The following is a 17596-nucleotide window of genomic DNA, read 5'->3' on the forward strand; positions in this document are numbered from 1 at the left end:
CTCGCCAGTCATGACGAACGGAGGGATACCGGAAAAGGGCAAGATCGATCCGCGCGGTGCGGGCCTGGCAGTGGAAGACGGCGAGCCGCCGTTGCCTGCCTCGCCGCCGCGATCTCGGCTGGCCTGGTGCATCACCGGCTCGGGCCACTTTCTCGAGGAGTCGCTGGCGCTCGCAGAGCGGCTGCCTTCGGTGGACCTGTTCCTTTCGGCCGCGGCGGAAGAAGTGCTGCCCATCTACAAGCTGCACATCGAGGCGCTGAAGTCGCGCTTTCGGGTGTTCCGGGACAAGACGGCCAGCGGCGTGCCCGTGGGCATGCTCTACGACGACATCTATCACACCGTGGTGGTGGCGCCGGCCACCAGCAACACGGTGGCCAAGTGCGCATTCGGCATCAGCGATTCGCTGCCGACCAACATGTTTGCCCAGGCCGGCAAGCTCGGCATTCCTGGCATCGTGTTTGCATGCGACACGGAACCGGTGGTGGTGACAAAGTCGCCGCATGACTGGGTCACGCTGCGTCCGAGGCGCATCGAATTGGACAACGTGGAGCGGCTGCGCGGCATCGATTTTTGCCAGGTGGTCTCGTCGCCTGCCGAACTCGAAGCCGTGCTCGATGCACGCATGAAGGAACTCTCTCTCGCATGGAACACATCGTCTTCCTGACCGGGCGCCTCGCCCAAGCCAGCCTCACGCGGGTGCTGGCCGGCATGGAGGCGGCACCGTTCACGTGGGAAGTGCGGGAGATCGGGTTGCAGGTGGCCGCATTGATGACGGCCGACATGATCCGCCGCCGCGTTGCGGCACCAGTGGTTACCGAGGCTGACGGCGAGGGCGCCGCGCCGCGCCGTGCCGACCGCATCATGGTGCCGGGCCGCTGCCGCGGCGATGTCGAGGCCTTGACCCAATACTTCGGCGTTCCGGTGGAACGCGGGCCGCAAGAGCTGAAGGATCTGCCGCGCCACTTCAACCGCAGCGCGCGCGCCGTCGACCTGACCGAATACGAGGTCGCGATCTTTGCCGAGATCGTCGATGCACCGCGGCTCACAGTGGCGCAAATCATCGAGCGAGCCCGTCAGCTTGTGGCCGACGGTGCCAACGTCATCGATCTGGGCTGCCTGCCCGAGACGCGCTTCGATCACCTGGCCGAAAGCGTGCAGGCGCTCAAGGCCGCGGGCTTTCAGGTGAGCGTCGATTCGAGCGACTCGCAAGAGCTGCTGCTCGGCGGCAAGGCCGGTGCCGACTACCTGCTGAGCCTGACGCTCGACAGCCTGTGGATTGCCGACGAAGTGGCCGCAACACCGGTGCTGATCCCGCGCGTTCCGGCAGACGAAGAATCGCTGTACGAAGCGGTGGCGCAAATGCAGCAGCGTGGCCGCGCCTTTCTGGCCGATTCCATTCTCGACCCCATACCCTTCGGACTGACGGCCTCCATCGTGCGCTACCACCGGCTGCGCGAACGCTTTCCGGATGCGCCGATCATGCTTGGCGTGGGCAACGTCACCGAGCTCACCGAGGCCGACACCAGCGGCATCAACGCGGTGCTGTTCGGCATAGCCGCCGAGCTGAACGTGGCGGCGGTGCTGACGACGCAAGTGAGCCAGCATGCGCGCCGCGCGGTGAGCGAGGCCGACTGGGCGCGCCGCATCATGCATGCGGCGGCCCGCAATGCCACGCTGCCCAAGGGCATGAGCGATGCGCTGATGACCGTGCATGCCAAGCATCCGTTCCCCGATACGCCGGAAGAAATCGGCGAGATCGCCTCGCAGGTGCACGACCCCAACTTTCGCGTGCAGATATCGCCGCTGGGCCTGCACGTGTACAACCGCGACGGCCTGCGGCTGGGGCAGGGCGCCTTCGAACTCTGGCCGCAGCTCAAGCTGCAGGACGATGCCGACCATGCCTTCTACATGGGCGTGGAGCTTGCGCGCGCCGAGATCGCATGGCAGCTTGGCAAACGCTATGTGCAGGACCAGCCGCTCGACTGGGGCTGCGCCGCGCCGCGGCCCGCCGAAGACCTTGCGCGCTGGTGCGCACCGGGCACCACCATGAAGACATCGAAGAACAACGCGCAAGAGCCCGGCGCCGTGAGCACGGCCGCCGCGCCATCACCCACATGAACGACCAGATCTTCGAAGCCGTGGTCACCACCGTCGCACCCGGCGGCAAGCCGCATGTGGCGCCGATGGGCATCCGCTACCGTGAAGACGGCGTCCTGCTGATGCCGTTCAAGCCCTCGACCACGCACGACAACATCGTGGCCACCGGCCATGCGGTGCTCAACATCGTGTGCGACACCCGCGTGTTCGCGGGCTGCGTCACCGGGCGCAAGCTGTGGCCCACGCTGCCCGCCGAACGCATCGAAGGCGTACGGCTTGCCGCGGCACTGCGCCATGTGGAGCTTGAACTGGCCGAGCAGCGCGACGACGTGCAGCGGCCGGTGCTGCGCATGGTGGCAGTGCACGAGGCCACCCATGCGCCTTTCGTTGGCTTCAATCGGGCACAGGCCGCGGTGATCGAAGGCGCCGTGCTGGTCAGCCGCCTGCACATGCTGCCCCCCGAGAAAGTGGAAACCGAAATGACCTACCTGCAGATTGCCATCGACAAGACCGCCGGCCCCGAAGAGCACGAGGCCTGGGAGTGGCTGAGCGCTGCCGTTGCGCAGCACCGCAACGGCACACCGGAGCGCGCATCGTGACCCGCATGCTGGTGAGCGTGCGCAGCGTGGACGAAGCCCTGGTCGCCGCGCGCGGCGGCGCCGACTTCATCGACCTGAAGGAGCCGAGCGACGGCGCACTGGGCGGCTTGCCGGTGGCGACCATTGGCGCCATCGTGAGTGCATTGCGTGCGCACGGCATCGGCCTGCCCGTGAGCGCCACGATCGGCGACCTGCCCATGCAGGCGCTGGACGGCATCCTCGCGCAAGTCGATGCGGTCGGTGGCTGCGGCGTTGACTACGTGAAAGTCGGCATCGAGCGCGGCCCCGGGGCCTTTGTGGTGCTCGATGCGCTCTCGGCCTGCGACTGGCCGGTGGTGCCGGTCTTCATTGCAGACCATGGCATCGACGCAGCACTGGTCGCGCATGCCTGCACGCTGGGCTTTCCAGCGCTCATGGCCGACACCGCGGACAAGCTGGCCGGCAGCCTGTTCGATGCCGTGCCGACGGCGGACCTGCGCGCCTTTGTCGCGCGCGTGCGCGCCTCGGGCCGCCTCGTGGGCCTGGCGGGCGCGCTGCGCATGGCGCACCTTCCCTTGCTGCAATCGCTGGCGCCCGATTTCGCGGGCTTTCGCAGTGCTGTTTGCATTGCCGACCGCAAGACGGCGCTGTGCCCGGAGCGGCTTGCGGCCTTGGCCGCATCGTTGCATGGCGAGGCTGTGGAGCCTGCAGCGGCCTGAGTGCCCGGCGTGGGCGGCCGTACCTCGCCCGGCAGCTTCAGCGCGGAACGAAGGTGGCTTCGCCCAACAGCAGTGCCCGCATGGTCTCCAGCTGGTTCTTGTGAAGCAGTGTGATCGGAAAAGCCGCATCGCCGGAGCGGTCGGCAAACTGCTGGTCCACCACGCCGGCGTCACCGAGTTCGCCCAGCGTCATCTGCGGATCGATGGCGCAAGACTTGACCAGCACCAGCTGCTCTGCATTGAGATGCTTCGCCAGATCGAGCGCAATCGTGTCCGAGGTGGCCTCCCAGCCGGTGCGGGCGTCGGGCTTGTCGCGCCGCAGTTCAAGCGGCAGCCACAGCGCGGTTTTGCCGCGCCGCAGCAGGTCGGGGATTTCAGTCTTGCGTGTTGCGAGCTGCAGCGCCGGGTTCAGCGCATGCAGCTGATACGCCGTCTGCGCCATGGCCAGCACCGCCATGTTATGGGCGGCCAGGTCGTTGAACTGCCAGTGCGCCTGCACGCGCCGCACTTCGTCCGCAAAGGTGCCGCCACCGCAGACCACCGTCACGCGGCCACCGCCGATCTGCGTGAGCAGGTCGAGCCACTGCGGCAGCACCGGGTCGGAGCAAAGGCTGCCGCCGATCTTGACGACCCACATCAGTCGTGCTCCCTTTCGAAAAGCGCCGCCACCGCCACGCTGGGTGCACACACTTGTGCCCAGGCGGTGATGCCCGCGGCTGCATGGCGGGCCACGTCGGCCACGCCGCTGCCGTAGGAAGCAAAGCGGTGCGGCACCGATGTAGCGTTTGAGGCGCCAACGCCGGTTGCAAGGTCCGGCACCAGGAATGCGCCACAGCCCGCGCTCACGATCACCGCTTCGCGCGAAAGCGCATGCGCCGCCAATACGCGGCGCAGCTGCGATCCGATGGCCTCGACCTGCGCCGCGCGCCATGCGCGTGCGAGCTCCAGCCATTCTTCCGCGGTGGCATCGCGCTCGTCCAGGCCCACCATGCGGGCAAGCCGCTGGCGCGTCGCGGGCAGGCTCTTGGCTGCGTTGTCGGCGCTCGGGTACAGGTCGTGCGCCGGATCGAGCTCGCCGCACAGGCGGTAGACGTCGGCCGTGGTGGCGAAGAACTCGTTCATCACGTGGCTTGCCTGGCCGCGCCATTCGATGCGCTGCGTCAGCGCGCACACGGGTGTGCGCACCACGCCGTGGTAGGCGAGCTCTCCGCTCACCAGGCGTTCGGCGTCGGTGCGGCTGGTGGTCAGCACGCAATCGTTGCCGAAGGCGATCAGGTCGGTGGTGGTGCTGCCGATGTCGACCAGCACGCCTTGCGGAAACACCAACGCGGCATGCCGCGCGGTGGCCAGCCAGTTGGCCGAGGCAATGTGCTCCCAATGCCGCGTGACCTGCGCGGGGGTGCACCAGCCGGCGTCCCCGGCAAAGAAATGCAAGGCACCCGGCCGCGAGGGAAGCGCTGCCGCAAGCGCAGCCGCAATGCCTCGCACGCCGGCTTCGCGGTCGGGGAACAAGTCGACCATTTCACCCGTCATGGTCACCGCATGTTGTGCAGCATCGAAAGCCGGCCAGCGCACGCGTGCGGCCTGCAACGCGCGCGCCAGATGATCGAGGCCTTGCCAGAGCGGGCAGCCCCATTGGGCCACGTCGACCACCTCGCCGCCCTGCAGCAGGCAGGCCTTCACGTGCGCGCCTCCGATGTCCCACCCGATGGTGGTGCGTTCAGGCGTCGGCACGTGCAAGTTCCCGTTCGGCGAGTTGGCCGCGTCCGCGGTCCGCCAGCAGTTCGGCCGCCAAGTTGCGGCCCAGCGCGGCCGAGAGCCCGACATAGGCGCAGGTGACGCGCGGGTTCACCTCGATCACCACCGGCCCTTGCCGCGGATGCCACACCAGGTCGATGCCCGCGAACCCGCGCAGCCCGGGAATGGCGCGCGCCACCTTCATGGCCAGTGCGGCCAGCGGTGGCCAGCTCGGGTCGCTGCGGTTCACCGCATCGACGCTCACACCATCGAACGACAGGCTTCCCTGCGCGTCGACCGAAATGCACTGGCGGTTGATGCTCAGCATTTCAGCATTCTGCTCCGTGCACAGCAGCGAGAGGCTCAGGGCTTCGCCTTCGATCCACGGCTCCAGCGTCAAGGTGGCGCCGGCCTGCGTGCGCCGGGCCTGGTCTTCGAGAGCGCTTGCGTGGCGCGTGTGCACATGGGTGGCCACCCCGCCGGCGCCGTCGTCCGGCTTGACCACCCAGCGTTCTATGCCGGGCGCATCGGCAAAGGCCAGGGGCGTTGGAACGCCATGGGCCGCCAGGTGCGCGAGCGTGGCTTTCTTGCCCGCCGTCAGTTCGATGGCACCGGCACTGCAACCCAGCCAGCGCGCATTGCCGACCGTGCGTTGGAATCTTGCCAGCAGCCCGTCCGTCTCAGGCGCGACCAGCCACACCACATCGTGCAGCACGCTCTGTCGTGCCACGAAGTCGAAGGCCGATTCGTTTGCAAGCGGCCGCAGCGGCACCGCTCCAGCGGGCAGGGTGTTCCCCGGTTCGCAGACCGCCGCCGAGACCGAACAATCGACCACGCGCATCAAGTCGGCCACCATGGCGTCGCGCATCGAAAGGCCCAGCGGCAACAGCTCATCGGCGGCCGCATCGTCGCCGTAGTCGCTCCAGCCGCCACCGCTGAGATACTCGTAGACAAAAACGCGTGTCGTCATTTCATCATCCACTTTCCGGGTACGTTCCCCATCACTTCCCAATGACTTCCGAACTGAACCTGATCCCCGTCGTCGACTTGCTGCAGGGCCAGGTGGTGAGGGCGGTGCGCGGCGACCGCAAGTCGTACCGGCCGATCGTCTCGGCGCTGTGCGCCAGCAGCGATCCGGTGACGGTGGCGCGCATTCTGTGCGAGCACTGCGCGGCGCGGCAGCTCTACGTGGCCGACCTCGATGCCTTGCAGGGCGGAGCGGTGCAGATCGCGGTGCTGACCGATGTGCTGGAGGCATTGCCCCACATCGAGCTCTGGCTCGACGTGGGCCTGGCGGATGCAGCGGCCGGCGCGGCGGTGCGTAAGCAGCTCGCGCCTTTTGCGTCGCGCATCGTGCTGGTGTTCGGCAGCGAATCCCTGCGTTCGCGCGAGGCCCTCGAGCGCTGTTTCGAAAACGCGAACGGCCAAGCCGAAGCAGGTGTGTCCGGCGCCGCGCTGTCGCTCGACCGCCGTGACGGCCGGCGGCTCGACCCGGCGGGCTGCTGGGACGCCGTGGACCTGTGGCCGCGGCGGCTGATCGTGATGACGCTCGAGCGCGTCGGCTCCGGTGCCGGCCCCGACCTGGAGACCTTGCAAGAAGTGCGGCGGCTGGCGCCGGGCGCCATGGTCATCGGCGCCGGCGGAATCCGCAGCCCCGAAGACCTGGCGCTTGCCAGTGCCGCCGGTGCCGACGCCTGGCTGGTCGCCAGCGCGTTGCACGACCTGCAGTTGCCGCGGGTGGACCGCTGATCCGGCGGGTCCGATGCAACGAGGGGGGGTGAGACATGCCATCAACCCGCCGCACACACGAACCGTGCCATCCCGGGAGGGGCTTGCAAGTACTGCCGATGACCTGTGCCAGCACGCATTGACCGCCAAAATCGCAACACTGTGTCTCAAACGCGAGTGTCATGAAGGCCTTCCTGTAGCTGTCCGGCCAAGACGCCGCTAGGCGGGCCCGCCCGGCCGGTGAATGGCACATGGCTTGCGTGGTCGCCAGCCCATGAGCGAACTCGATCCCGCCGCCGCGCAGCCCGGCCCCCCTCCGTGGACCTGCCCGTTCTGCCCCCTGTTGTGCGATACCTTCGGCGTTGACGTCGGCCCGCCCGGCACGCCGCTGAAGCTTGTCGGCAGCGACTGCCCGCGGGCGAACACCGCGCTGGCCGAGTTCGACGGCGCCCCGGTCGCGTCGCAGCCACAGGTCGATGGCAGCGACTGCGACCTCGACACGGCCATTGCTGCCGCCGCGTCCCTCCTCTCAGCCAGCCATCAGCCCCTGTTCGGCGGCATTGGAACCGACGTGGCCGGTGCCCGCGCGCTGTACGCGCTGGCCTGCGAAACCGGTGCCATCTGCGATGCTGCGCAGGGCCAGGCCATGATGCACGGCCTGCGCGCGCTGCAAGACCGCGGCGGCTTCACCACTACGCTGGCGGAAGCAAGAACGCGCGCCGAGCTGACCGTCTGCATGACGGGCGACCCCACCGCGCGATATCCGGAGTTCTTCCGCCGATGCGGAGTGGGCGAGCGGGACGACGTGCAGACCGAAATGCTGCCCATGGCAGGCGACATGTTCGATACCGTGGGCCTGCTCGCGGCCTTGGTGGCGGACCGCATTCCGGTGGACCACGCGCGCGTGCCGTCGGAGCTTGCGGCCTTGTCGGTGCGGTTGCGGGCGGCGCGCTACTCGGTGCTGGTGTACGAGCCGGGCCGCCTGCCGGCACAAGGCGCGTTGATTGTCGAAGCCATCCAGCGCATTGTCGCCACGCTCAACCGGAGCACGCGCGCGGCGTCGCTCTCGCTTGGCGGTGGCGATGGCGCCGCCACCGCCAACCAGGTGTTCACCTGGCTTTCGGGGCTGCCGCTGCGCTCGCGTGCCGGGCCGCTGGGCCTGGAGCATGAGCCTCTGTGCTTCGATGCCGGGCGCCTGCTGGCCGACGACGCGATCGACGCATTGCTGTGGGTGTCGAGCTACGGCCCCGAACCCGCACCGCCCTTGGCCGACATGCCGCGCATCGTGCTCGGGCATCCGGGAATGCGGCCGCAGGGTGGGGGGACGATTGCGCGCAAGCAGGTGTTCGTCCCCGTGTCGACACCTGGCATCGGTTGCAGCGGCCATCTGTTTCGCACCGATGGCTCGGTGCTGCTGCCCCTGCGGCCGTTATACGAAGACGGATTGCCCAGCGTGGACGATGTCGTCAGGCGCCTGACGCAAGCCGTGAAAGCGCTGAAGCGGGAGCGGGCGCAATGACGACGCTGCGCCTGCGCGGTGGCCGCGTGATCGACCCCACGAACGGCCGTGACGAAGTGCGCGACCTGTACGTGCGTGACGGCCGCATGGTGGAACTTGGGCCGCACGAGACCGCCACAGAAGAGATCGACATCGGCGGCTGCATCGCAATGGCTGGCGGCATCGACATGCACACCCACATCGGCGGCGGCAAGGTCAACCTTGCGCGCATGCTGCTGCCCGAAGACCATCGCGCCAACGCCAACCCCCTGGCGCTGCCGGACAACCTGCTCGAGCTAGCATCGTGCGGCGGCTGCGCGCCCGGCACGCTGGCCACCGGCTACCGCTATGTGGAGATGGGCTACACGGCGGCCTTCGAGCCGGCCATGATGGCCTGTAACGCACGCCACACGCACATGGAAATGGGCGACACGCCCATCCTGGACCATGGCGCATACGTGATGCTCGGCAACGACGAGCTCTTCTTGCGCATGCTGGCCGAGCGCTGGGACTTCGAGCGCATTCGCGATTACGCGGGCTGGACCATCAATGCCAGCAAGGCGATGGGCGTGAAGGTGGTGAACCCCGGCGGCATCTCGGCATTCAAATTCAATCAGCGCAAGCTCGACGTCGACGAGAACCATGTGCACTGGCAGGTCACGCCGCGGCAGGTGGTGCACACGCTGGCGCGCGCGCTGAGCGAGCTTGGCGTGCCGCATCCGCTGCACATTCACGGCAGCAACCTCGGGGTGGCGGGCAACATCCAGTCGACGCTCGACACCATTGCCGCGCTGGACGGCTTGCCAGGGCACCTCACGCACATCCAGTTCCATGCCTACGGCACCGAGGGGCCGAAGAAGTTTTCTTCCGCCGCGCTGCAGCTCGCGGAGGTGGTGAACGCCAACATGAACGTGAGCATCGACGTCGGCCAGATCATGTTCGGCCAGACCGTCACCGCCTCGGGCGACACCATGCGCCAGCATGCGCAGTCGGGCCTGGCCGATCCGCGCAAGTGGATCGGCGCCGACATCGAATGCGAAGCTGGCTGCGGCGTGGTGCCGTTCCGCTACCGCGAGCAGAGCTATGTGAACGCGCTGCAGTGGGTCATCGGGCTCGAAATCTTCTTGCTGGTCGACGATCCGTGGCGCGTGGTGCTCACCACCGACCATCCCAACGGCGGGCCGTTTACCAGCTACCCGCATTTGATCCGCCTGCTGATGGACCGCAGCTTTCGCGAGGAGCAGCTGGCCAAGCTGCACCCCGAGGTAGCGGCGCAGGCGGCGCTGCGGTCGATCACGCGCGAGCTTTCGCTCTACGAGATCGCCATCATGACGCGCGCCGGCCCCGCGCGCCTGCTCGGCCTGCGAGACCGCGGGCACCTGGGTGCGGGCGCCGCGGCCGACATCGCCGTGTACCGTGAGAACGAGAACCGCGAGGCCATGTTCGCCACGCCCGAATACGTGTTCAAGGACGGCGTGCTGGTTTCCCGCGCCGGGCGAGTCACGGCCGTGCCCACGGGCGGCACGCACTTCGTGGCGCCGGAGTACGACCGCGGCATCGAGCAGCGGCTGCGCCGGCACCTGGCGGCGCACGGTTCGGTCAACTTCGACCACATTGGCATTGGCCACGACGAGCTTTGCCGCTGCTGCAACGGCGGGCGACTGCTGCCGGCGGAGTGTTTTCAGGAGGCGTCGTCATGAGGAAGGCGTGCGCGGCATGACGGACCTCCCATCCGTTCAGCGCAACGGCGTCGTCATCGACCAGACCTTCGCCGAGGCCTTTCCGATGAAGGCGACGCGCATCGTCATCACGGCGCACACGCTCGAGTGGGCGCGCCATGCGGCGGTATCGGCCACAGGGTTTGCAACCTCGGTCATCGCCTGCGGCTGCGAGGCGGGCATCGAGCGCGAGCTTGGCCCGCACGAAACACCGGACGGCCGGCCGGGCGTGAACGTGTTGATCTTCTCGATGTCGGGCAAGGAGCTTGGCAAACAGCTGGAGCGCCGTGTCGGCCAATGCGTGCTGACCTGCCCGACCACGGCCGTGTTTGCCGGCCTGCCGCGCACGGCCGGCGGCGATGTGGCGGCGCTCGGCAAGAACCTGCGCTTCTTCGGCGATGGCTGGCAGATTTCGAAGGTGATCGACGGTGTGCGCTATTGGCGCGTGCCGGTAATGGACGGCGAATTCGTCGCGCAGGAAGACACGCCCGTGGTCAAGGCCGTGGGCGGCGGCAACTTGCTGCTGCTCGCGCGCGACACCGACGGCGCGCTGGCGGCGGCCGAGGCGGCCGTGGCCGCGATGAAGCGGCTGCCCAACGTGGTCATGCCGTTTCCGGGCGGCGTGGTGCGCTCGGGCTCGAAGGTGGGGAGCCGCTATGCGAACCTGAACGCGTCGACCAACGATGCGTTTTGCCCGAGCCTCGTCGGGCTGGTGCCTCACAGCGAGCTGGCAAGCAACGGTGGCGCGCACGCACAGCAGATCGGCTGCGTGATGGAGATCGTGATCGACGGCCTGACCGAAGCCGACGTGGCCGCCGCCATGCGCGTGGGCATGGAAGCGGCCATCGGCGTTGGCCCGGCCGGCGGCTTGCTGCGCATTTCGGCGGGCAACTACGGCGGCAAGCTCGGCCCGTTTCACTTTCATCTGCACGAGCTCCTCGGCGCGGGAGATGCGGCATGAGCGGATGGAACCTCAGGCTGCGGCAAGTGCCCGCGTTGCGCGTCGATCTGCGCGGCGTCACGCCATCTGCGCTGGCCGGACTTTCGGCCGCGCAGGTCGAACAGCTGCCCGTGGGCCATGGCAACGAGATGCTTGCGCTAGCAGAGCTGTTCAACATTGCGCCTGGCAAAGAGGAGGGCGCGCTTCGCTTCGAGGGCGACCTCGAGCGCTTCGACCGCATCGGGTGGCAGATGGACGCCGGCCGCATCCGCGTCGAAGGCCATGCCGGCCACTACGCGGGCGGCTGCATGCGTGGCGGCGAGCTGCGCATCGAAGGCCGCGCCGGCCTGCTGGTCGCTTGCGAAATGGCCGGCGGCACCATCGACGTGAAGGGCGACGTCGGCGACTTTGCCGGCAGCACACTGCCCGGCAGCATGGACGGCATGCGCGGCGGCATCTTCGTCGTTCATGGCAACGCGGGCGAGCGTTTTGGCGACCGCATGCGCCGCGGCACCGCGCTGGTTCATGGCGGGGCGGGCGCTTTCCTGGGGTCGCGCATGGTGGCCGGCACGATTGCCGTAGGCGGCAGTGTCGGGGCGCATGCGGGCTATGGCATGCGCCGCGGCAGCATCGTTTTTGCGGAGGCGCGGGCGGCCTTGCCAGAAGGCACCCGATCGGCGCCGACCTTCGTGCCGAACCGCGCCGCGACGCCGGTCTTCTGGGCGCTGCTGGCGCGCGACCTTGCGCGGCACGGCGGACTCTTCAGCGACTTGCCGATGCGCCGCATCGAGCGGCACCTGGGCGATCTTTCCGCTGACGGCAAGGGCGAACTCATCGTTTGCCTGTGACCTGCTTCCTCAAGCTTCTTCAAAAACCCTCCTTCCGAATTCTTCTTTCATATGACGCATCCTTATATTTTTCACGCTGGCGAAGCCACGGTTCTTGCGAGGGAAGGGCAGTTCACAGACGCCATGCCCGAAATCCTGATCGGCGCGACCGACGGCCCGGTGGGCCATGCCTTCGCGGGCATGATGGCCCAGAGCAAGGGCCACACCGCGATGTTCGCGATTCGCGCCTGCAACCAACTCGTGCGGCCCGCGACCATCATGGTGCCCAAGGTGACGCTGAAAGATTCGGCCAACATCGACCTGTTTGGCGGGGTGGTGCAAGGTGCAACGGCCGACGCGGTGGTCGACTGCCTGATCGATGGCATCATTCCCAGGAACCTGGCCAACACGCTGTGCATCATCAGCCTGGTGTGGATCGATCCACGCTGCGCCAAGGACGAACACCTCGACAAGAAAGACATGTACCGCACCAACTACGAAGCCACCAAGCTCGCCATCCGCCGCGCGCTGAGCAACGAGCCGTCGGTGGACGAGCTGATTGCCAACCGCCACCGCATCAAGCACGACATGGACGACTGGAGCTGACCTTGCCCGCCTTCGCGCTTCTCGACGACTGCGGGTCCACGGCCGAGCGGCCCACCAGCCGGCTGCACACCGGGTTCGTCCGCGAACACCGGTGCACCGATGCAGGCCGGCTCGACGAGGTGTGGGCGCAGGTCGATGCCGACTTGCGCCAAGGCCTGCATGCGGTGCTGCTGGCCGACTACGAATGGGGCGCCAAGCTGCTGCATGCGGGGCAGGCGCGGCTTGCTCCGGACGACGCTTCGGCATTGCGTGTGCTCATGTTCCGCGAATGCACCAGGCTCTCGGCCGACGAGGTGGGCGCCTGGCTGGCAAGGCTCGAACAGCGCGAGGCCGGCGAGTCGCATCCACCCGGCCAGCCGCAGCCCGCCGGCGTGATGGACCTGCACCCCAGCATCGATGAAGCCGCGTTCACGGAGGCCATTGCACGCATTCACGAGGCCATTGCCGCGGGCGAGACCTACCAGGTCAACTTCACCTACCGGCTGCATGGCCGAAGCTACGGCTTGCCTGTGGCCCTGTACCGGCGGCTGCGTGAGCGGCAGCCCGTGGCCTATGGCGCGCTGATCGCCTTGCCCGAGGGCATGGGCAAGGCCGGCGAGAGCGATGCGACCCACGTGCTCTCCTGCTCGCCCGAACTCTTCTTGCGCCATGACCGAGGCGTGCTCACCGCGCGCCCCATGAAAGGCACCGCCGCGCGCGCCGATGCGCCCGAAGGCGACAGCGAAATGGCGCGCCTGCTCTCGGTCGACACCAAGAACCGCGCCGAGAACGTGATGATCGTCGACCTGCTGCGCAACGACATCGGCCGCGTGGCGGAGGTCGGCTCGGTCAAGGTGCCCACGCTCTTTGCCGTCGAGCCCTACGCCACGGTGTTCCAGATGACATCGACTGTTCAGGCAAGGCTGCGTGCGAACGTCGGCATGCCCGAGCTGCTGCGCGCGGTGTTTCCCTGCGGTTCCATCACCGGCGCGCCCAAGCACCGCACCATGGAATGGATTGCGGAGCTCGAGAGCACGCCGCGCGGCCTTTACTGCGGCGCCATCGGCTGGATCGATGCGCCGGGGCAGGGCGCGTCGATCGGCGACTTCTGCCTGTCGGTGGCCATTCGCACACTCACGCTCGGCGAGGAAGCCGAAGGCCTGCGGCCTCTGCGCCTGGGTGTCGGCGCGGGCATCGTGCAAGACAGCATCGCGGCCGACGAGTTCGAAGAGTGTTTGCTAAAGGCGCGCTTTCTCACCGCGCTCGACCCCGGCTTCGAGCTCTTCGAAACCATGCTGGTCACGCCGGGCGAAGGCATCCGCTACCTGGACCGTCACCTGGGCCGGCTGGCGGGCAGTGCACGCGCGCTGGGATTCAAGTTCAGCCGCGATGCCGCGATAGAGGCGCTGCGCGATGCGCTGCCTGCGCTTTCGCCCAACCAGCCTTCGCGTTTGCGCCTCGCGCTCGCGCACGGCGGGCGCATCGGCATCACGCACTCGCCATTGCCGCCTCTGCCTCCCGGTGCGGTAAAGCTCGTTATCGCCGACCAGCGGCTGCCCAACGCCAACCCGCTGGGCGCCTTCAAGACGACCGTGCGCCAGCACTACGACGCCGGTGTACGCGCCGCCGAACGCGCCGGCGCGTTCGACAGCATTTTCTTCACGGAAGACGGCCGGCTCGTCGAAGGCGGGCGCAGCACGCTCTTCGCACGCATCGACGGGCGCTGGTGGACGCCGCCCGTTTCCGACGGCGCACTGCCCGGTGTGATGCGCGGCGTGCTCATCGAAGACTCCATCTGGGAAGCCGCGGAACGCAGCCTGTATCTGCAAGATCTGAAGGCGGCGCAGAAGCTCGTGGTGTGCAACGCTCTGCGCGGCGTGCTGCCGGCGCAGCTGCTCATGCAAGCCGAGCGCCAGCCGCACGAGGCTTCGGCCGCCTAACGCAGCAGGGCAGTAAGCGGCCCCGCACGCACGCATGCAGGCATGCAATGAAACTGGCGCTCTTCGACCTCGATCACACGCTGATTCCGTTCGACAGCGGCATGGCCTGGACGCGATTCCTGGTTGGGCGAGGCGTGCTGCCGGCGGATGCCGAAATGGTGTACCTCGGCTACTGCCAGCAATACGTGGACGGCACGCTCGACATCCGCGAACTGCACCGCGTGAGCGTTGCGCCGCTGGCAAGCTTCGGCATGGCGATGCTGCGAAAGTGGGCGGCCGAGTTCGAAGCCGAGATCGAGCCTCGGGTCCCCGACCAGATGCGTGCGCTGGTGCGCAAGCACCAGGAGGCCGGCCACCTCTGCGCCATCGTGACCGCCACCACCCGTTTCATCGCCGAGCCCTTCGGCCGGGTGTTCGGCGTTGCCGACGTGCTGGCCACGCGCTCGCTCGTGATCGACGACACGCTTGACGGCGGCATCGACGGCGATCCATGCTTCGGCGTTCACAAGCTGGCGCATGTGAACGAATGGCTTGCGCTGCGCGGCACGCGACTCGATGCGCTGGAGCAGTCGTGGTTCTATTCGGATTCGGCTAGCGACTTGCCGTTGCTGGAAGCCGTGTCGGATCCTGTGGCAGTGGCGCCGGACGAGCGCTTGCGTGCGCGGGTGCTGAAAGCAGGCTGGCCGGTTCTCGAGCGCAGCTGACGCGAAGAAGAACCGGGCCGAGATCCGTCAGCAGGGATTGGCTCGATAACTCTGGGACGGAGCTGACCGATCGGCTGGGTGAACGGCCGGAACAAGGGCAGCTTTCAATACCAGGCGAACCTCACATCCGGGTCGATAGCCAACAGCGGGAGGTGGCTGGATAGCGCCGGGCGGTGCCGGACTCATCGGGATTGGAAACTTACTCTCGCCGATGAAAGTTTGATCGTGATCGTGAAATCTATCCGCGCAACGTAGCTCGTGGGTCGGTACTGAGATCGAGCAACCTCTTCTCGGGTGCTAGGCTTAATCGTCACACATTCGGCAGAAGCGGTTGCCCAGCTTTGAATACCCTGGAATCCCGCCTGAGCCTTCGCGCCTTCGGACAGAGAGGAAAAAACTATGCGAATCAGCCCCGAACTGCAAGCCAGGATTGACGCGCTGCCCGATCCCGCGCTGAGAGCCAGGATATTGAAATCTCTTGACAGCCCGAGGGACCACGGGCATCCGACGACGACATTTTTGAGGTCATCGTCACCGGCTATCAGATGGCCGCAGAACAACAGGCCCGCATGAGAAAGTGGCAGGAAAGCGAAGTCATCGCCTTCATCGAATACTTCAAGGCGCAGGCGCCTGACCTCTATGTCAAGTACCTCCAGCATGAAATTGAGTTGCGCGACAAGAAGTTGCGCGGCGTTGATGAGGATGAACTCTGGTTCGATGGGGATCTATGGTGGGATATCAAAAGATTGGCATACAAGCGGATGCCCGAGCTGGAAGCTCTGGACGCCTCGGAACTGGTAAGCGCCGCGTGCCGCTACGCCAAGGCCCACTTGATCTGACCGAGGAGCACCGCCATGAACCAAGGCTACCTTCTCGCCGACACCAACAGCTTGGTCTACGCCCATCGCATAGGTGGCACACAGCTGCTTGATATCTACTATGACTTGGCAAGCAAAGAACATCGCCTGCTCGCCATCACAACCGTCGTCAAACGGGAAATCAAAGAGGCTCCCCGGGGCTCCGAACTCCTGAAGTACATCGACGAGAGGCACATCCCGATCATCCCTGCGCCCGAAACTGAACAAAGCCTGCGCGCGGGCGCCGCCAGCAAAAACGCCGGCGAACACTCCATGACCGAAGTGGCTGCCCGGGAGCATGCCCAGGCCCGGTTGATGCAATAGCGCCGTACTTCAAACCTGAAATGGCCACCCACAAAACAGAGAGGAAAAACATGCCCATCAGCCCCGAACTGCAAGCCAGGATCGATGCGCTTCAAGATCCAAACCTGAGAGCTTCAATTCTCAAATCTCTGGCTCTATCAAGAGAGCCGGGGATATCCGACGAAGATATTTTTGACATCAGCGTCACTGGCTACGAAATGGCTGCAGAACAACAGGCCCGTTTGCGGAGATGGCAGGAAAACGAAGTCATCGAGTTCATCGAATACTTCAAGGCACAAGCGCCTGACCTCTATGTCAAGTACATCCAGCATGAAAAAGAGTTGCGTCAAAAAGAGCTGAACGGCGCTGATGAGGTCTTGTTTGACATGGATTTATGGTGGGATATCAAAAGATTGGCATACAAGCGGATGCCCGATCTGGAAGCTCTGGACGCTTCGGAACTGGTAAGCGCCGCGTGCCGTTACGCCAAGGCCCACTTGATCTGACCGAGGAGCACCGCCATGAACCAAGGCTACCTTCTCGCCGACACCAACAGCTTGGTCTACGCCCATCACACAGGTGGCACACAGCTGCTCGATATCTACTATGACTTGGCAAGCAAAGAACATCGCCTGCTCGCCATCGCAGAAACCGTGCGGAAGGAAATCAAGCCAGGCCCTCGTGGCTCGGAACTCCTGAAGTAGATCTCTGATAGACACCGTCCCGTTATCCCCACACCGCAAACCGAGCAACAACTCGATGCAGGCCGCCTCCCTCGAAAAAACGCCGTCGAACACGCCATGACCGAAGTGGCCACCCGGGAGCATGCCCAGGCCCCGTTGATGCAATAGCGCCGTACTTCAAACCTGAAATCGCCACCCATAAAACAGAGAGGAAAAAACCATGCGAATCAGCCCCGAACTGCAAGCCAGGATTGACGCGCTGCCCGATCTCGCGCTGAGAGCCAGGATATTTAAATCTCTTGACAGCCCGAGGGAGCACCGGGCATCCGACGACGACATTTTTGAGGTCATCGTCACCGGCTATCAGATGGCCGCAGAACAACAGGCCCGCATGAGAAAGTGGCAGGAAAGCGAAGTCATCGCCTTCATCGAATACATCAAGGCGCAGGCGCCTGACCTCTATGCCAAGTACCTCCAGCATGAAAAGGAATTGCGCCAAAAAGAGTTGGATGACGTGGATGAAGACGACCGCTGGTTCGATCCCGATATCTGGTGGGACATGAAAGCATTGACGAAAATATGGATGCCCAGCTTGAATACCCTGGATTCCATGGACGCCTCAGAACTGGTTAGTGGCGTGCGCGACTACGCCCAAGCCCACTTGATCTGACCGAGGAGCACC

Annotated in this window: 20 protein-coding genes; 17 read left to right on the forward strand and 3 right to left on the reverse strand. The window is 66.1% G+C overall.

The window, feature by feature from the left end; all coding sequences use genetic code 11:
- Window positions 1-10: 10 nt before the first annotated feature.
- The 4 genes from GOQ09_RS10770 to GOQ09_RS10785 are packed head-to-tail and all read left to right on the forward strand — an operon-like array spanning window position 11 to window position 3394.
- Window positions 11-664: a flavoprotein gene (locus GOQ09_RS10770; protein ID WP_157613418.1), complete on the forward strand. Its 654-nt coding sequence runs from the start codon at window positions 11-13 to the stop codon at window positions 662-664.
- On the forward strand, window positions 643-2118 hold the full coding sequence (locus GOQ09_RS10775; RefSeq protein ID WP_157613419.1) for a DUF6513 domain-containing protein: 1476 nt from the start codon (window positions 643-645) through the stop codon (window positions 2116-2118). Before GOQ09_RS10770 ends, GOQ09_RS10775 begins: the two co-directional genes overlap by 22 nt.
- Complete coding sequence (locus tag GOQ09_RS10780; RefSeq protein ID WP_157613420.1) at window positions 2115-2696, forward strand: DUF447 domain-containing protein; 582 nt, start codon at window positions 2115-2117, stop codon at window positions 2694-2696. The genes GOQ09_RS10775 and GOQ09_RS10780 overlap by 4 nt, the downstream gene beginning before the upstream one ends.
- Window positions 2697-2701: 5 nt before the next feature.
- Complete coding sequence (locus GOQ09_RS10785) at window positions 2702-3394, forward strand: (5-formylfuran-3-yl)methyl phosphate synthase (protein WP_242631117.1); 693 nt, start codon at window positions 2702-2704, stop codon at window positions 3392-3394.
- A 37-nt stretch (window positions 3395-3431) separates the two neighbouring features.
- On the opposite strand, the gene GOQ09_RS10790 is transcribed toward GOQ09_RS10785, so the two are convergent.
- The 3 genes from GOQ09_RS10790 to GOQ09_RS10800 are packed head-to-tail and all read right to left on the reverse strand — an operon-like array spanning window position 3432 to window position 6101.
- Window positions 3432-4031, reverse strand: coding sequence for an aspartate kinase (locus GOQ09_RS10790; protein ID WP_157613421.1), 600 nt, complete (start codon window positions 4029-4031; stop codon window positions 3432-3434).
- Window positions 4031-5128, reverse strand: a complete 1098-nt coding sequence (locus GOQ09_RS10795; protein WP_242631070.1) for a hydantoinase/oxoprolinase family protein — start codon at window positions 5126-5128, stop codon at window positions 4031-4033. Before GOQ09_RS10795 ends, GOQ09_RS10790 begins: the two co-directional genes overlap by 1 nt.
- Window positions 5115-6101: an ATP-grasp domain-containing protein gene (locus tag GOQ09_RS10800; protein ID WP_157613423.1), complete on the reverse strand. Its 987-nt coding sequence runs from the start codon at window positions 6099-6101 to the stop codon at window positions 5115-5117. Before GOQ09_RS10800 ends, GOQ09_RS10795 begins: the two co-directional genes overlap by 14 nt.
- Before the next feature lie 41 nt (window positions 6102-6142).
- Between GOQ09_RS10800 and GOQ09_RS10805 the strand changes: the two genes are divergently transcribed.
- The 13 genes from GOQ09_RS10805 (at window position 6143) to GOQ09_RS10865 (ending at window position 17584) form a co-directional block, all read left to right on the forward strand.
- Entirely contained in the window at window positions 6143-6880 is a 738-nt protein-coding gene (locus GOQ09_RS10805; protein WP_157613424.1) for a HisA/HisF-related TIM barrel protein, read from the forward strand.
- Window positions 6881-7133: 253 nt separating this feature from the next.
- Window positions 7134-8378: a formylmethanofuran dehydrogenase gene (locus GOQ09_RS10810; protein WP_157613425.1), complete on the forward strand. Its 1245-nt coding sequence runs from the start codon at window positions 7134-7136 to the stop codon at window positions 8376-8378.
- Complete coding sequence (locus GOQ09_RS10815) at window positions 8375-10057, forward strand: formylmethanofuran dehydrogenase subunit A (protein ID WP_157613426.1); 1683 nt, start codon at window positions 8375-8377, stop codon at window positions 10055-10057. Before GOQ09_RS10810 ends, GOQ09_RS10815 begins: the two co-directional genes overlap by 4 nt.
- A 16-nt stretch (window positions 10058-10073) precedes the next feature.
- Window positions 10074-11036 (forward strand): formylmethanofuran--tetrahydromethanopterin N-formyltransferase, encoded by a 963-nt coding sequence (fhcD, locus tag GOQ09_RS10820; protein ID WP_157613427.1) that lies wholly within the window; start codon window positions 10074-10076, stop codon window positions 11034-11036.
- Window positions 11033-11863 (forward strand): formylmethanofuran dehydrogenase subunit C, encoded by an 831-nt coding sequence (locus tag GOQ09_RS10825; protein ID WP_157613428.1) that lies wholly within the window; start codon window positions 11033-11035, stop codon window positions 11861-11863. Before fhcD ends, GOQ09_RS10825 begins: the two co-directional genes overlap by 4 nt.
- 51 nt (window positions 11864-11914) lie before the next feature.
- Window positions 11915-12448 carry a formaldehyde-activating enzyme gene (gene fae, locus GOQ09_RS10830; protein WP_157613429.1) on the forward strand — a complete coding sequence of 178 codons (534 nt, stop codon included), beginning with the start codon at window positions 11915-11917 and terminating at the stop codon, window positions 12446-12448.
- 2 nt (window positions 12449-12450) lie between these two features.
- The gene (gene pabB / locus GOQ09_RS10835; RefSeq protein WP_157613430.1) at window positions 12451-14367 is read left to right on the forward strand and encodes an aminodeoxychorismate synthase component I; all 1917 of its coding nucleotides are present in this window, start codon (window positions 12451-12453) and stop codon (window positions 14365-14367) included.
- Window positions 14368-14414: 47 nt separating this feature from the next.
- Window positions 14415-15071, forward strand: coding sequence for an HAD family hydrolase (locus GOQ09_RS10840; protein ID WP_157613431.1), 657 nt, complete (start codon window positions 14415-14417; stop codon window positions 15069-15071).
- A gap of 545 nt (window positions 15072-15616) precedes the next feature.
- Window positions 15617-15910, forward strand: coding sequence for a hypothetical protein (locus GOQ09_RS10845; protein WP_157613432.1), 294 nt, complete (start codon window positions 15617-15619; stop codon window positions 15908-15910).
- Window positions 15911-15925: 15 nt separating this feature from the next.
- On the forward strand, window positions 15926-16252 hold the full coding sequence (locus GOQ09_RS10850; protein WP_157613433.1) for a hypothetical protein: 327 nt from the start codon (window positions 15926-15928) through the stop codon (window positions 16250-16252).
- A gap of 20 nt (window positions 16253-16272) precedes the next feature.
- A complete protein-coding gene (locus GOQ09_RS10855) occupies window positions 16273-16737 on the forward strand; it encodes a hypothetical protein (RefSeq protein WP_157613434.1) in 465 nt (154 codons plus the stop codon).
- Window positions 16738-16752: 15 nt separating this feature from the next.
- Entirely contained in the window at window positions 16753-16935 is a 183-nt protein-coding gene (locus GOQ09_RS10860) for a hypothetical protein (protein ID WP_157613435.1), read from the forward strand.
- Between the two features lie 199 nt (window positions 16936-17134).
- Window positions 17135-17584, forward strand: coding sequence for a hypothetical protein (locus GOQ09_RS10865; RefSeq protein WP_157613436.1), 450 nt, complete (start codon window positions 17135-17137; stop codon window positions 17582-17584).
- Window positions 17585-17596 lie beyond the last annotated feature (12 nt).

Origin of the sequence: Variovorax paradoxus, from assembly GCF_009755665.1 — a bacterium.
Classification (GTDB): Bacteria; Pseudomonadota; Gammaproteobacteria; order Burkholderiales; family Burkholderiaceae_C; genus Variovorax; species Variovorax paradoxus_G.